The organism is Cellulomonas xylanilytica, assembly GCF_007989805.1.
In the GTDB taxonomy this organism is placed as follows: domain Bacteria; phylum Actinomycetota; class Actinomycetes; order Actinomycetales; family Cellulomonadaceae; genus Cellulomonas; species Cellulomonas xylanilytica.
Window position 1 is genome coordinate 81,156 of sequence record NZ_BJUB01000004.1, and the last position, 15,021, is coordinate 96,176.

13 protein-coding genes are annotated in these 15,021 nt (G+C 71.1%); 6 read left to right on the plus strand and 7 right to left on the minus strand.

Translation table 11 applies throughout. The features are described 5' to 3' along the window. Positions 1 to 57: 57 nt before the first annotated feature. Both rpsA and CXY01_RS07515 read right to left on the minus strand, forming a co-directional pair. Positions 58 to 1,563 carry a 30S ribosomal protein S1 gene (gene rpsA / locus CXY01_RS07510; RefSeq protein ID WP_146844947.1) on the minus strand — a complete coding sequence of 502 codons (1,506 nt, stop codon included), beginning with the start codon at positions 1,561 to 1,563 and terminating at the stop codon, positions 58 to 60. Positions 1,564 to 1,829: 266 nt separating this feature from the next. Next, entirely contained in the window at positions 1,830 to 2,855 is a 1,026-nt protein-coding gene (locus CXY01_RS07515) for a 6-phosphofructokinase (protein WP_146926665.1), read from the minus strand. A 104-nt stretch (positions 2,856 to 2,959) separates the two neighbouring features. Here CXY01_RS07515 and CXY01_RS07520 point away from each other — a divergent pair, with 104 nt between their 5' ends. Beyond that, positions 2,960 to 3,778 carry a class I SAM-dependent methyltransferase gene (locus tag CXY01_RS07520; protein WP_146926667.1) on the plus strand — a complete coding sequence of 273 codons (819 nt, stop codon included), beginning with the start codon at positions 2,960 to 2,962 and terminating at the stop codon, positions 3,776 to 3,778. Between the two features lie 24 nt (positions 3,779 to 3,802). Here the strand turns inward: CXY01_RS07520 and CXY01_RS07525 are convergent, their stop codons facing one another. The 3 genes from CXY01_RS07525 to polA form a co-directional block, all read right to left on the minus strand. Further along, complete coding sequence (locus CXY01_RS07525; RefSeq protein ID WP_146926669.1) at positions 3,803 to 5,476, minus strand: monocarboxylic acid transporter; 1,674 nt, start codon at positions 5,474 to 5,476, stop codon at positions 3,803 to 3,805. After that, the gene (locus tag CXY01_RS07530) at positions 5,473 to 5,823 is read right to left on the minus strand and encodes a DUF485 domain-containing protein (RefSeq protein ID WP_146926671.1); all 351 of its coding nucleotides are present in this window, start codon (positions 5,821 to 5,823) and stop codon (positions 5,473 to 5,475) included. The genes CXY01_RS07525 and CXY01_RS07530 overlap by 4 nt, the downstream gene beginning before the upstream one ends. A gap of 141 nt (positions 5,824 to 5,964) precedes the next feature. Continuing rightward, positions 5,965 to 8,724: a DNA polymerase I gene (polA, locus tag CXY01_RS07535; protein ID WP_146926672.1), complete on the minus strand. Its 2,760-nt coding sequence runs from the start codon at positions 8,722 to 8,724 to the stop codon at positions 5,965 to 5,967. Here polA and CXY01_RS07540 point away from each other — a divergent pair. Beyond that, positions 8,723 to 9,127, plus strand: coding sequence for a PaaI family thioesterase (locus CXY01_RS07540; protein WP_146926674.1), 405 nt, complete (start codon positions 8,723 to 8,725; stop codon positions 9,125 to 9,127). The two genes, polA and CXY01_RS07540, sit on opposite strands and share 2 nt — an antisense overlap. Here CXY01_RS07540 and CXY01_RS07545 read toward each other — a convergent pair. Continuing rightward, on the minus strand, positions 9,043 to 9,759 hold the full coding sequence (locus tag CXY01_RS07545) for a GNAT family N-acetyltransferase (RefSeq protein ID WP_246125143.1): 717 nt from the start codon (positions 9,757 to 9,759) through the stop codon (positions 9,043 to 9,045). The genes CXY01_RS07540 and CXY01_RS07545 overlap by 85 nt on opposite strands. Positions 9,760 to 10,087: 328 nt before the next feature. Between CXY01_RS07545 and CXY01_RS07550 the strand changes: the two genes are divergently transcribed. Genes CXY01_RS07550 through CXY01_RS07565 form a run of 4 tightly spaced genes read left to right on the plus strand, consistent with a single transcriptional unit; the run spans position 10,088 to position 14,344 of the window. Beyond that, entirely contained in the window at positions 10,088 to 11,536 is a 1,449-nt protein-coding gene (locus CXY01_RS07550) for a branched-chain amino acid ABC transporter permease (RefSeq protein WP_246125145.1), read from the plus strand. Between the two features lie 12 nt (positions 11,537 to 11,548). Continuing rightward, entirely contained in the window at positions 11,549 to 12,535 is a 987-nt protein-coding gene (locus CXY01_RS07555; protein WP_146926679.1) for a branched-chain amino acid ABC transporter permease, read from the plus strand. Further along, complete coding sequence (locus CXY01_RS07560; RefSeq protein ID WP_146926681.1) at positions 12,525 to 13,454, plus strand: ABC transporter ATP-binding protein; 930 nt, start codon at positions 12,525 to 12,527, stop codon at positions 13,452 to 13,454. Before CXY01_RS07555 ends, CXY01_RS07560 begins: the two co-directional genes overlap by 11 nt. After that, entirely contained in the window at positions 13,451 to 14,344 is an 894-nt protein-coding gene (locus CXY01_RS07565) for an ABC transporter ATP-binding protein (protein WP_146926683.1), read from the plus strand. The genes CXY01_RS07560 and CXY01_RS07565 overlap by 4 nt, the downstream gene beginning before the upstream one ends. On the opposite strand, the gene CXY01_RS07570 is transcribed toward CXY01_RS07565, so the two are convergent. Then, positions 14,341 to 14,985 carry a nucleotidyltransferase family protein gene (locus CXY01_RS07570; RefSeq protein WP_146926685.1) on the minus strand — a complete coding sequence of 215 codons (645 nt, stop codon included), beginning with the start codon at positions 14,983 to 14,985 and terminating at the stop codon, positions 14,341 to 14,343. The two genes, CXY01_RS07565 and CXY01_RS07570, sit on opposite strands and share 4 nt — an antisense overlap. Positions 14,986 to 15,021 lie beyond the last annotated feature (36 nt).

Consider the following 15,021-nt stretch of genomic DNA (forward strand, 5'->3'; position numbering starts at 1 on the left):
CCGGGGACGCCGATGGCCGGCCACCTCGGAAGGTGACCGGCCATCGAGCGGGTGGGTTCAGTTACCCGTGAGCTTCTCGCGCAGAGCGGCGAGCGCCTCGTCGGACGCGAGCGTGCCCGCGGCCTCCTCGGTGGACGACGAGTACGACGACGGCACGGGGCCGGCCGACGAGCTCGACGACGAGGACGAGGCCGTTGCACCCTCGGCGGCGCCGCTGGCGGCCTCCGCGTCGGCCTTCGCGGCGTCGGCGACCTGCTTGCGGTGCGCCTCCCAGCGCTCGTGGGCCTGCGCGTACTGCGCCTCCCACACCTCGCGCTGCGCCTCGAAGCCCTCGAGCCACTCGTTCGTGGCCGGGTCGAAGCCCTCGGGGTACTTGTAGTTGCCGGCCTCGTCGTACTCGGCCGCCATGCCGTACAGCGCGGGGTCGAAGTCCTCGCTGGCCGGGTCGAAGCCCTCGTTCGCCTGCTTGAGCGACAGCGAGATGCGGCGACGCTCCAGGTCGATGTCGATGACCTTGACGAACACGTCGTCGCCGACCTGGACGACCTGCTCCGGGATCTCGACGTGGCGCACGGCCAGCTCCGAGATGTGGACCAGGCCCTCGATGCCGTCCTCGACGCGCACGAACGCACCGAACGGGACCAGCTTGGTGACCTTGCCGGGCACGACCTGGCCGATGGCGTGCGTGCGGGCGAAGGCCTGCCACGGGTCCTCCTGCGTCGCCTTCAGCGACAGGGAGACACGCTCGCGGTCGAAGTCGACGTCGAGAACCTCGACGGTGACCTCCTGGCCGACCTCGACGACCTCGGACGGGTGGTCGATGTGCTTCCAGGACAGCTCGGAGACGTGCACGAGCCCGTCCACGCCACCCAGGTCCACGAACGCACCGAAGTTGACGATCGAGGACACGACACCGGGGCGGACCTGGCCCTTCTGCAGCGTCTGCAGGAAGGTGGAGCGCACCTCGGACTGCGTCTGCTCGAGCCAGGCACGGCGCGATAGGACCACGTTGTTGCGGTTCTTGTCGAGCTCGATGATCTTGGCCTCGATCTCCTTGCCGACGTACGGCTGGAGGTCGCGGACACGACGCATCTCCACCAGCGACGCGGGCAGGAAGCCGCGCAGCCCGATGTCGAGGATGAGGCCGCCCTTGACGACCTCGATGACGGTGCCGGTGACGACGCCGTCCTCTTCCTTGATCTTCTCGATCGTGCCCCAGGCGCGCTCGTACTGTGCGCGCTTCTTGGACAGGATCAGCCGGCCTTCCTTGTCCTCCTTCTGGAGGACGAGGGCCTCGACTGCGTCGCCGACCTTGACGACCTCACCGGGGTCCACGTCGTGCTTGATGGACAGCTCACGGGAGGGGATGACGCCCTCGGTCTTGTAACCGATGTCGAGCAGGACCTCGTCGCGGTCGACCTTGACGATGGTGCCCTCGACGATGTCGCCATCGTTGAAGTACTTGATGGTGGCGTCGATCGCGGCGAGGAAGTCCTCGGCCGAGCCGATGTCGTTGATCGCGACCTGCGGGGTGGCGGGCTTCGCGGGGGTGGTGATGCTCATGTAGGGATGGGCTCCGATGCGGACAGGGAAGTTGAAGGACTGAACGTTCGTGCCGGCGGCACGGTGACATGCGTGATGGTGACCACGAGCTGGTGGGACGGCCTCCGGCTCCCGCGGAGGAGAGCCATGCACGAGCAAGCACGAGCAGTGCATTCGAGGATCGCCGCCGCATCAAGGCGCGCGGCACCGCCGTCTACCCTATCGGGGCCACGATGGGCAGGTCAAAGCCGTTCACGCGGTCGATCAGCAGTCGGCGAGGACGACGGTCACGCCAGGGCCCGCGCCACGGAGAGCAGCTCGTCCGGGACGTACTTGACCTTGCCGGCCACCTCGCTGAGCGGCACCATCTCCACGCGCTCGCCGCGCAGCGCCGTCATGACGTCCGACTGCCCGCCGCTGGCCGCGTCGATGGCCGCCACCCCGAACCGCGAGCCGAGGATGCGGTCGACGGGCGTCGGGATGCCGCCGCGCTGCACGTGCCCCAGCACCACCACGCGGGTGTCGAACCCCGTGCGCCTCTCGATCTCGGCCTTGAGCCGCTCGCCGATCGCTCCCGCGACGATGTCCCCGAACTTCCCGACCGGCGTCTCGTAGTGCATCGACGTGCCCTCGGCGGGGACGGCGCCCTCGGCGACGACGATGATGGAGAAGCTGGCGTGGGCGCGGTGCCGGTGCTTGAGGAACCGCTCGATCTTGTCGATGTCGAACGGCGCCTCGGGGACGAGCACGAGCTCCGCTCCGCCGGCGATGCCGGACGTCGCGGCGATCCACCCCGCGTGCCGGCCCATGACCTCGACGATCATCACGCGGTTGTGGCTCTCGGCGGTGGTGTGGATGCGGTCGATGGCCTCGGTCGCGATGGTCACCGCCGTGTCGAACCCGATGGACTGGTCCGTGCCCCAGACGTCGTTGTCGATGGTCTTGGGGATGGCCACGATCCGCACGCCGGCCTCCGCGACCTTGCTGGCGGCGTGCAGCGTGCCGTCGCCGCCGATGCAGATGAGGGCCTCGATCCGCTCCGACTCGAGCGTCGACAGGACGGCGTCGAGGCCGCCGTCGGAGGCGTGCGGGTGGTACCGCGCAGTCCCGAGCAGGGTCCCGCCGACGGCCAGCTGGTTGCGGATGTGCTGGCGGGTCAGCGGCAGGCTGAACCCGTCGACCACGCCGCGCCACCCGTTGCGGAACCCGATGATCGTGTGCCCGTACTCGCCCTCGCCGCGCTTGACGACGGCGCGGATCGCGGCGTTCAGGCCGGGGACGTCGCCGCCGCCCGTGAGCAGACCGACTCGCACGCTGCACTCCTTGATCGCGGTGACTGGGATCGGAGCGCGTCGTCGGGCCGCCGGAGGGACAGCGTATCGGCGTGCACCGGGCGCGGGAGGGGACACTGGTCCCCATGTCCGACGATCCGCTGGCCGAGGCCGGCTACCTCGACGTGCCGCCGTCGGCGGGCGGGGCGGCGAGCCGGCCGTGGTGGGACGCCAACGCCGAGGAGTACCTGGACGAGCACGGCACGTTCCTCGGGCCCGCGGACTTCTGCTGGTGCCCCGAGGGGCTGCGGGAGAAGGACGCGCGGCTGCTCGGCGACCTGTCCGGCCGGCGCGTGCTGGAGGTGGGCGCGGGCGCCGCGCAGTGCGCGCGCTGGCTCGTCGGCGAGGGCGTCGACGTCGTCGCGACGGACGTGTCGGGCGGGATGCTCGCCGCAGGCGCCCGCTACGACGCCGAGGTGGGACGGGTGACTCCCCTGGTCCAGGCGGACGCCCGGGTGCTGCCGTTCGCCGACGAGTCGTTCGACGTCGCCTTCACGGCGTTCGGTGCGCTCCCCTTCGTGCCGGACGCCGACCGGGTGCACGCGGAGGTCGCCCGGGTCCTGCGTCCCGGTGGGCGGTGGGTCTTCGCGGTGACGCACCCGGTGCGCTGGGCGTTCCCCGACGACCCCGGCGAGGCGGGCCTGACCGCGACGCGCTCGTACTTCGACCGGACGCCGTACGCGGAGCTGGGCGAGTCGGGCGGCGTGCTGTACGCCGAGTACCACCGGACGCTCGGGGACCACGTCGGCGAGCTCGTCGCGGCCGGGTTCGTGCTCGACCGGCTCGTCGAGCCCGAGTGGCCCGCCGGGCACGACCGGACCTGGGGCGGCTGGGGACCCGTGCGCGGTGCCCGGCTGCCGGGGACGGCGATCTTCGTGACGCACCTCGGGCGGCCACCCGGCTGAGGGTGGCCGCCCGAGGTCAGGGCGTCAGTGCGCGACCGTCGCCTTCTCGGAGCCGGCACCGGTGAGGGACCGGACCTCCATCTCCGCGTACTTCTCGGGGCTGCTCCCGTCCTTGCTGAGGAACGTGCCGAGGATCCCGAGGAGGAACGCCAGCGGGATCGAGATCAGGCCCGGGTTCTCCAGCGGGATGATCGCGAAGTCGACGTCCGTGTTCTTGATCATCGACAGGCTCGCTCCCGACACCGGGTCGACCTTGCCCGACACCACGGGCGAGAACGTGATGAGCACCAGGCAGGAGATCAGCCCGCCGTACATGCTCCAGAGCGCACCCGAGGTGTTGAACCTCTTCCAGAACAGCGAGTAGAGGATCGTCGGGAGGTTGGCGCTCGCGGCGACCGCGAACGCCAGCGCCACGAGGAACGCGACGTTCTGCCCGTTGGCGAAGATGCCGCCGATGATGGCCAGGATCCCGATGACCACCACGGTGATCCGCGCGACGCGCACCTCACCGTCGGGCTTGACCTCGCCGTGCTTGATCACCGAGGCGTAGATGTCGTGCGCGAACGAGGCCGCCGCCGTGATGGTCAGACCGGCGACCACGGCGAGGATCGTCGCGAACGCGACCGCCGAGATGAGGCCCAGCAGGATCGTCCCGCCCAGCTCGTACGCCAGCAGGGGGGCTGCCGAGTTCACACCTCCTGGCGCCGCCTTGATGGTCTCCGGGCCGACCAGCGCCGCAGCGCCGTAGCCGAGCACGAGGGTGAACAGGTAGAAGATCCCGATCAGCCAGATGGCCCACACCACCGAGCGGCGCGCTTCCTTGGCCGTCGGCACCGTGTAGAAGCGCATGAGCACGTGCGGGAGGCCCGCCGTGCCCAGGACGAGGGCCAGGGCGAGCGAGAGGAAGTTCAGCTGGCTCATCGCGCTGACGCCGTACTGCTTGCCCGGCTCGATCACCGCCTCGCCGCCCTCGCCGGCCATGTCGATGGCGCCCTGCAGGAGGTCGGAGAAGTTGAAGCCGAACTGCGCCAGGACCCAGAGCGTCATGACGGCCGCGCCGGCGATCAGCAGCACCGCCTTGATGATCTGCACCCAGGTGGTGCCCTTCATGCCGCCCACCAGGACGTACAGGATCATCAGCGCGCCGACCACGGCGATGACGAGCCCCTGCGCGGCGGTGCCGTCGACCCCCAGCAGGAGAGCCACGAGGCCGCCCGCACCCGCCATCTGGGCGAGCAGGTAGAAGAACACGACGGTCAGGGTGGCCAGCGCCGCGGCCATCCGCACCGGGCGCTGCTTGAGGCGGAACGACAGGACGTCCGCCATGGTGAAGCGGCCGGTGTTGCGCAGCAGCTCCGCGACGAGCAGGAGCGCCACGAGCCACGCGACCAGGAAGCCGATCGAGTACAGGAAGCCGTCGTACCCGTTGACCGCGATGGCGCCGCAGATGCCGAGGAAGGAGGCTGCCGACAGGTAGTCGCCCGCGATCGCGGTGCCGTTCTGGGGGCCGGTGAACGAGCGTCCGGCCGCGTAGTAGTCCGCGGCCGTCTTGTTGTTCCGGGAGGCGCGGAACACGATCACGAGGGTGATGGCGACGAAGCCGCCGAAGATCGCGATGTTGACCCACGGGTTCCCGATGTCCTCGGTCTCAGCAGTGCGCAGCACCGCATCGAGGGCGGTGGTGAGGGAGGCGCTCATGCGCGACCACCGTCCAGCGCGTCGCCGTTCTCGATGTGCAGACGGAGGCGCTCGGCCACCGCGTCCTGCCGGTTGTTCGCCCACCGCGCGTAGATCATCGTGATGGCGAACGTGCTGACGAACTGGCCGAGCCCCAGCAGCAGCCCGACGTTGATGTTGCCCCACACCTTGGTGGACATGAAGTCGTGGGCGTAGGCGGCGAGCAGCACGTACAGGAAGTACCAGGCCAGGAAGAAGGCCGTCATGGGGAAGACGAAGCGACGGAACCGGCGCTTGAGCGCCTGGAACTCCTCGCTGTTCTGCACGCGTTGGTAGTCGGTCTCAGGTTGTCCGACGGTGTCGGTCATCAGCGCCTCCCGGGTGGGGGATGTCGGTGGCTCCGTTGCCACTGTGTGCCCGACACTGTGGCGTAGATCACCCCAAAGTGCACCCGATACTTACGACGAGCCGGCCGAAACCCGGACGAAACCCACGATCGGGCGACAGGCTCAGTGCCCGGCGTCGTGCCAGGACGCCCCCGCGCCGACCGTGACGTCCAGCGGCACGTCGAGCGGACCGTCCGCGGCAGCGTCCCCCGCGGCACCCATCTGCTCCCGGACCAGGGCCTCGAGCTCGTCCCGCTCCCCCGGCGCCACCTCGAGCACGAGCTCGTCGTGGACCTGCAGGAGCACCCGCGACCCCAGCCCTCGACGTGTCAGCTCTCGGTCGACACCGAGCATGGCCACCTTGATCAGGTCGGCGGCGCTGCCCTGGATCGGGGCGTTGAGAGCCATCCGCTCGGCCATCTCGCGGCGCTGTCGGTTGTCGCTGGTCAGGTCGGGCAGGTACCGGCGGCGACCGAGGATGGTCGCCGTGTAGCCGGTCTGCCGGGCGACGTCGACCACACCGGTCAGGTAGTCGCGCACGCCGCCGAACCGCGAGAAGTAGTCCTGCATCAGCGCCGCGGCCTCGGACACCTCGATCGAGAGCTGCTGCGAGAGCCCGTAGGACGACAACCCGTAGGCGAGGCCGTAGCTCATCGCCTTGATCTTGGACCGCATGGCCGGGGTGACCTCGTCGGTGGGCACGCCGAACACGCGCGAGCCGACGTAGCTGTGCAGGTCCTCGCCCGACCGGAAGGCGTCGATCAGACCCTCGTCGCCCGACAGGTGCGCCATGATGCGCATCTCGATCTGCGAGTAGTCGGCGGTCAGCAGCGTCTCGTAGCCGTCGCCGACCACGAACGCGCGCCGGATCTGCCGCCCGGCCTCCGTGCGGATCGGGATGTTCTGCAGGTTGGGGTCCGCCGACGACAGCCGGCCGGTGGCCGCGATCGTCTGCTGGAACGTCGTGTGGATGCGCCCGTCCGGGGCGACGGACCGCAGGAGTCCCTCCACGGTCTGCCGGAGCCGGATGGCGTCACGGTGCGCGAGCAGGTGCTCCAGGAACGGGTGCCCGGTGCGCGCGAACAGGTCGGTGAGGGCGGCGGCGTCGGTGGTGTAGCCGGTCTTGTTCCGCTTGGTCTTCGGCATGCCCAGCTGGTCGAACAGCACGTCCTGGAGCTGCTTGGGCGAGCCGAGGTTCACCTCCCGGCCGATCACCGCGTACGCCTCCGCGGCGGCGTTCTGCACCTGGCCGTCGAACGACTTCTCGAGGCTGGACAGGTACGTCGAGTCGATCGCGATCCCGGTGCGCTCCATCCGGGCCAGCACGTCGACCAGCGGCAGCTCGAGGTTCTCCAGCAGCCCCGTGGCCCCGCGGTCGGACAGCTCGCCACCCAGCACGTCGGCGAGGTCCCGGACCGCAGCGGCCCGGACGGCGGCTCGGCGGCCCTCGTCCGTCCCGTCGAGCTCGAGGTCCAGCGCTCCCTGGCCGCTGCTCGAGACCTCGTCCGCGCCGAGCTCGCGGTGCAGGTACCCGATCGCCAGGTCGGTGAGGTCGTACGCGCGGCGGTCCGGCTGGCACAGGTACGCGGCGAGCTCGGTGTCGAGGACGACCCCGGCGACGGGGAGCCCCCGGCCGCCCAGCGCGTGCCACGCCTCCTTGGCCGCGTGCACGATCTTGGGCGCGGCCGGGTCCGCGAGCCAGGCGGCCAGCGCGGCCTCGTCCGCCGGCTGGATCTCGGCCAGGTCGAACGACGCCGCCTGGCCGTCGGGGTCCGCCAGGGCGATCCCCCACGCGTCGCCGCTCGCGGGTGACCCCGAGCCACGGACGTCGATGCCCAGCGGGACCCCGGCACGGGCGTCGAGCCAGCCGGCGAGCTCGCCGGCCCCGAGGACCGTGTGGTCGATCTGCGCCGCCGCGACCGTTCCCGGACCCTCGCCGCTCTCGTCGGGGAGCATCGCGAACAGGCGGTCCCGGATGGCGCGGAACTCCAGCTCCTCCAGGATCGCGTGCAGGGCGGGGCGGTCCCACGGCCGCGTGGCCAGGTCCTCCGGACCCAGCGGCAGCTCCAGGTCCGTCAGCAGGGCGTTGAGCTGACGGTTCAGGCGCACCTGCTCCAGGTTCTCGCGCAGCGACTCCCCCGCCTTGCCCGGCACCTTGTCCGCGGACTCGAGGATCCCCTGCAGGCCGTCGAACTGACCGATCCACTTGGCCGCGGTCTTCGGGCCGACGCCCGGGATGCCCGGCAGGTTGTCGCTGGACTCCCCGACGAGGGCGGCGAGGTCCGGGTACCGCTCCGGTGGCACGCCGTACTTGGCCTCGACGGCTGCCGGCGTCATGCGCGCCAGCTCGGAGACGCCCTTGACCGGGTAGAGCACCGTGACGTCGTCGTTCACCAGCTGCAGGGCGTCGCGGTCGCCGGTGCAGATGAGGACCTGCATGCCCTGCGCGCGCGCCTGGACGGACAGCGTGGCCAGGATGTCGTCGGCCTCGAACTGCGGCTTGCTCAGCGACGGGATGTGCATGGTCTCGAGCACCCGCTCGATCACCGCCACCTGCCCCTTGAACGGCGCGGGGGTGGCGTCACGGTTGCCCTTGTACGCCTCGTAGACCTCCGTGCGGAACGTGGTCCGGCCCGCGTCGAACGCGACGGCGACGTGCGTCGGCTCCTCGTCGCGGAGCAGGTTCGCGATCATCGAGAAGAACCCGAAGACGGCGTTGGTGGGCTCGCCGGCCGACGTCGCGAACTTGTCCACCGGGAGGGCGAAGAACGCCCGGTAGGCCATCGAGTGACCGTCGATCAGGAGAAGTCGGGCAGGCGTTCCGGGAGTGGCCGGCGGAACCGCTGGCAGTGCGTCGCTCACGGGTGCCAACCTATCTGCCATGTCCGACACGACCCCACCGGTCCACCAGTACGCAGGCACCCTCATCGAGCGCATGGGGATCGAGGTGCTCGAGGCCTCCGCGCAACGGGTCGTCGGCACCATGCCCGTGGCGGGCAACACCCAGCCCTACGGCCTGCTGCACGGCGGCGCGTCGGCGGTCCTGGCCGAGACGCTCGGCTCGATCGCGGCGATGGCCCACGCGGGCGAGGGCCGGGCGGCGGTCGGCATCGAGCTCAACGCGACGCACCACCGCTCCGCGCGCTCCGGCCTGGTCACCGGGACCGCCACGGCCCTGCACCTGGGCGGGCGCCTGGCGACCTACCAGGTGGTCCTGGTGGACGAGGACGACCGGCCGGTCTGCACGGCACGGCTGACCTGCATGGTGATCGACGCCCGCCCCTGATCCGCGCCGGAGGCCCGAGCGGGGGTCCCCGGCTCCTCGACGGCGGGCTGCCGGGCTGCGCGGGCCTGGCGACGCCGCGCGATGAGGTCCTCGAGGCCACGCGGGCCCGAGCGGCGCACCGCGCCGCCGGCGTGGGCGTGCTCGTGCGTGAGCTTGCGCTGCAGGGCTGCCGTGGTGACCACGCGGTGCGACGCGGCCGGCGCGAAACCCAGCCGGGCGAGGAACCGCTGCATCCCGCGGGCGCCGGGCAGCGGCGAGGAGTACAGCTCCGTCGCGCCGGCCTCGTCGGCCACGGTGGTCGCGCCGACCAGCAGCGCGTGCCCGAGGCCGCGGCGGCGGGCGGACGGCAGGACGTAGACGGCCTCGATGTCGAGGCTGACCAGGTCGGTGAACGGACCCGGGCCGACCACCCGCGCGAGCAGCAGACCGGCCGGCTCGTCGTCGAGCAGCGCGACGAGCACGCGCCCGCCCTGGACCGCCAGGAGCGCTCCGAGCTGGTCGCGCAGCCGGTCGGCGTCGTCGGTGCACAGCTGGGCTCCGACGGCGGCCTCCTGCCGCGCGGCGAGGCAGAGCGCGACGAGGCTGTCCATGTCGCCCGGCAGGGCTTCGCGGACCTGCACTCCGAGTCGCACGGCTGCAGCACCTCCAGACGGGACGAGGGGGATCCGGTCAGGACGGCGCCCCTCGGTCGAGGTTGGCGCCGCCCTCGATCATGGACCAGCCTGGTCCGAGGTGCCAGTCCTGGATGATCGCTCATCCGAATGACGGGGCCACAAACTGGACGAACGCCCAGTAAAGTCCGACACGCGGGTCTCTCCGACCTCAGGGCCTCGCGTTCACGAAATGAACGCGACACAATCCCTGCCTATCGTCCTGCCACCCGGCAGACGTCGAACGTGTGCGGCAACGATGCCGCCGCGCACGGCACGCCACACCCGAACAGACGGACGGAGGTCCCAGGTGCGATCAGCCGTCCTGGACCCCGGCGGCACCACCACGCCGCCACTTGCCCGACGCATCGCTGCCCTGCTCCTGCTCGCCCTGACGTCCGTGACCCTGATGCTCGTCGCCGGACCGGCACGCGCGCAGGGGCCCGTGACCTCGGCCACGGCGGCGTGCGTCGCCGACGCGGCCACGGGATGCATCGTCGGCACGCTGCGCACAGCAGCCGGAGAGCCCGTCGTCGGCGCCACCCTGAGCGTCGTGGGGCCCGAGGGTGACCTCACCGCCACGAGCGACGCGACCGGCCGCTGGTCGATCGCCGTCACCGAGCCCGGCGAGTACGAGGTGACGCTCGACGTCGCGACCATCCCCGCCGGCGAGTCGCTGCGGGACCCCTCCCAGAACCCGCGCACCGTCACGGTGGCCCTCGGCGCGTCGCAGGCTGCGCTGTTCGCGCTCGGCGCCCCGACGGGCGGCGGCGGTGGTGGTGGCGACACGGGCGACGACCCCAGCAGCTCGCCGACCACCGATGCCGAGAACGGGACCGCGGTCCCCGAGGCCCCCGCGTCCTCCGGCTCCGGCGTCACCGCAGCCCGGGTCGCGCAGCTCACGGTCAACGGGCTGGTCTTCGGCACGCTCCTCGCGCTCGCGAGCGTCGGGCTGTCCCTCATCTACGGCACCACCGGGCTGAGCAACTTCGCGCACGGCGAGCAGGTGTCGCTCGGCGGCATCCTCGCGTACGTCGGCACGCAGCTCGTGGGGCTCCCGCTCATCCCGTCGGCGATCATCGCGGTCGCGCTCGGCGCGGCCACCGGGTGGTTGCAGGACGCGGGGCTGTGGAAGCCGCTGCGTCGACGCGGCGTCGGGATGATCCAGCAGATGATCGTCACGATCGGTCTGTCGATGGCCATCTCGTACGTGTTCCAGTTCTTCTTCGGCGCGGGCCCGCTCCGCATCGTCACGGCGACACCGACATCGGTGTCCCTCGGACCGGTGCGGATCACGACGACCACGCTGTGGTCGCTGGCGATCGCGGCCATCGTGCTCGGCGGCGTCGCCTTCTTCCTGCTCGGCACCCGGGCGGGTCGGGCGACGCGAGCGGTCGCGGACAACCCCGCGCTGGCCGCCGCGTCAGGCATCTCGGTCAACGGCATGATCAGGATCGTCTGGACGCTCGGGGCCGGCCTGGCCGCGCTGGGCGGCGTGCTGATCGGCCTCTACTTCGGAGCCACGTCCTGGTACTCGGGCGGCGCGCTCCTGCTGCTGATGTTCGCCGCGGTGACGCTCGGTGGCCTCGGTGCCGCCTTCGGGGCGCTCGCCGGCTCGATCGTCATCGGCCTCGTGGTCGAGCTGTCGAGCCTCTGGATCCCGACGGACATGCGGTACGCGTCCGCCCTCGTGATCCTCATCCTCGTCCTGCTGGTACGACCGCAGGGCATCCTCGGCCGAGCGACGCGCGTCGGATAACGGAGACCCCTCATGGACTGGACACGCATCCTCACCAACGTCGCCGGCGAGTTCTTCGCCCCGACGACCGCCGCCTACGCGCTCGCCGCGATCGGGCTCAACATCCACTTCGGGCTCACGGGCCTGCTCAACATGGGCCAGGCCGGCTTCATGCTGCTCGGCGCCTACGGGTTCGCCATCGCGACGATCGCCGGCTGGCCCCTGTGGGCCGCCGTCCTCATCGCCATCGCGGCCGCGACGATCTTCGCGCTCATCCTCGGCATCCCGACGCTGAAGCTGCGCGGCGACTACCTGGCCATCGTGACGATCGCCGCCGCGGAGATCGTCCGCCTCGTCGGGCGCTCGACGGCCCTCACCGAGCTCACGGGCGCCTCCAGCGGCCTGCGGGGCAACCAGTACAAGGACACCTTCCAGGACGCCTCACCGTTCGACGACGGGACGTGGGCCCTCGGTCCGTTCGAGTACGCGGTGAACGCGTCGAACAGCTGGTGGATCCGGATCGTCGGCTGGACCGTCGTCGCGCTCGCCTGCCTGCTGGTCTGGCTCCTCATCCGCAGCCCGTGGGGCCGGGTGCTCAAGGGCATCCGCGAGGACGAGGACGCCGTCCGCTCGCTCGGCAAGAACGTCTACAGCTACAAGATGCAGGCGCTCGTGCTCGGCGGCGTCATCGGCTCCCTGGCCGGGATCCTCTACGTGCTGCCACGAGCGGTCCAACCCGACTCCATGGGCAGATCCATGACCTTCTTCATCTGGACGATCCTGCTGCTCGGCGGGGCGGCGACCGTGTTCGGTCCGGTGCTCGGCTCGATCATCTTCTGGGCCGTGCTGGCCCTCGTGAAGCTGACCCTGCGCGACGTGGTGCCGACCACGCTGGTGCGGAGCGAGCAGATCGAGCAGTTCGGCTGGATCATCGTGGGAGTCGCCCTGATGCTGCTCATCATCTTCCGACCACAAGGCATCCTCGGCGACAAGAAGGAGCTGGCGATCAATGCCCACTGAGCCCTCGCCCGCCGCCGTGGACGCCCGCGCGGCCGTCGCGGCCGCTCTGCGCGACGTCCCGCACGTCCCCGGCGCCCCCAAGCCCGACCCGGTCCTCGTGGCCGACGACGTCCGCCGGATGTTCGGTGGCGTGAACGCCGTCGACGTCGAGCACGTCGAGGTGCAGCGCGGTGCCATCACGGCCCTCATCGGCCCCAACGGCGCCGGCAAGACGACGTTCTTCAACCTGCTGACGGGCTTCGACAAGCCCAACAGCGGGAAGTGGACGTTCGACGGCCGGTCGCTGGGTGGCGTCGCCGCCGCCCGGGTGGCGCGTTCCGGGATGGTCCGGACGTTCCAGCTCACCAAGGCGCTCAACCGGATGACCGTCATGGAGAACATGCGGCTCGGCGCCACCGCGCAGCCCGGCGAGAACCTCTTCGCCGCGCTCGTGCCCGCGGTCTGGCGACCGCGGGAGAAGGCGATCACCGAGCAGGCCGAGGAGCTCCTCGCGCGGTTCAAGCTCGACACCAAGCGCGACGACTTCGCCGGCAGCCTGTCCGGCGGTCAGCGCAAGCTGCTGGAGATGGCCCGCGCGCTCATGGCGAAGCCGCAGATGATCATGCTCGACGAGCCGATGGCCGGGGTGAACCCTGCGCTGACCCAGTCGCTCCTCGGGCACATCCAGGCGCTGCGCGACGACGGCATGACCGTGCTGTTCGTCGAGCACGACATGCACATGGTCCGGCACATCTCGGACTGGGTGATCGTCATGACGGAGGGCCGGATCGTGGCCGAGGGTCCGCCCGACTCGGTGATGAACAACCCCGCGGTCATCGACGCGTACCTCGGTGCGCACCACGACACCGACCTCGGCGACGACGCCCTGCTGGACGACGCCGTGCTCGAGCAGCTGCGCACCGAGGAGGAGGCACGATGAGCGAGGACGCGATGGACGCGGTCACCCGCGACGACCACGGCACCCCTGCGCCGGCGTCCTCGTCGACGTCCGTCGCCGTCGGTGACCGGGCCGGCCTGCACCGCGGGGCCCCGGAGGGCGAGCCCCTCCTGGCCGCGACGGACCTCGTCGCGGGGTACCTGCCCGGCGTGAACATCCTCAACGGCTGCGACCTCGTGCTGCACCCCGGTGAGCTGATCGGGATCATCGGCCCGAACGGTGCCGGCAAGTCGACGCTGCTCAAGGCCCTGTTCGGCCTGGTCAACGTCCGCTCCGGCTCGGTGACGCTGGCCGGCGAGGAGATCACCAACCTGCGCGCGGACCACCTGGTCCAGCGCGGGGTGGGCTTCGTGCCGCAGAACAACAACGTGTTCCCCTCGCTCACCATCGAGGAGAACCTGCAGATGGGTGCGTTCCAGGCCCCCAGGAGGTTCGCCGAGCGGTTCGCGTTCGTCGCCGACCTGTTCCCCACGCTCGCCGAACGTCGGCGCCAGCGCGCCGGCTCGTTGTCCGGCGGTGAGCGCCAGATGGTCGCGATGGCCCGGGCGCTCATGATGGAGCCGTCCGTGCTCCTGCTGGACGAGCCCTCCGCCGGCCTGTCGCCGGTCAAGCAGGACGAGACGTTCCTGCGGACCCGCAAGATCAACAAGGCCGGTGTCTCGGTCGTGATCGTGGAGCAGAACGCACGTCGCGCCCTGCAGATCTGCGACCGCGGCTACGTCCTCGACCAGGGCCGCAACGCCTACTCGGGTCCGGGCCGTCAGCTCATGCACGACCCCAAGGTGATCGAGCTGTACCTGGGCACCCTCGCCACGGACGTCGAGGCCGCCTCGACGCACGGTCCGCTGGTCCCGCCCGCCGAGAAGCCCTAGTCCGCGTCGGACCCGGTCGGTGCTGCCGCCCGGCCGGGTTCGACGTCGACGGCGGCCGGCCGTCCCGCGTCAGTGATGCCCAGCTCGTCCGCCAGGTAGAGGAACGCCTTCGCGTACGGGTGCCCCTGCACGTCCTGACGGATCACCTCCCAGTCGATCTGCTCGCGCAGCGCGCGCACGATCGCCAGCAGGCGTCCGAAGTCGCACGCGTGCTCCCCCAGCACCCGCATCTTCGCCGAGACGATGTCCGTGGCCGCCAGCACCGGCATCCGCACGGCGAGCACCTCGAGCTGATCGGCGCGGGCCAGCAGCTCCTCGGTGACGGGCTCGCCCACCATCCGGTAGAGCACGTCGACCAGCTGGCCGTGGTGGAACGCCTTGAACAGCCAGTTCTCGGCGGGCTGCTCCACCACCAGACCGGCCGCCGCGATGGCCTCCTTGGCCCGCTGGACGTCCTTCTCGGTCACGGCGAAGTCCGCGTCGTGGCTCGGTTCCGGTGCCCCGCGGGCCCAGGACGCGTAGCCGCCCACGAGGGCGAACGGGATCTCCGCGTTCGTCAGGGCCACGGCCGTGAGCCGGAGGCCGTCCTGGAGCGCGGTGCGGTCGTCGGGGGGATCGGCGAGGGCGCCCTGCTGCGTCATGGCACCAGTGTCTACACGTCGACGGGCGGCCTCGCA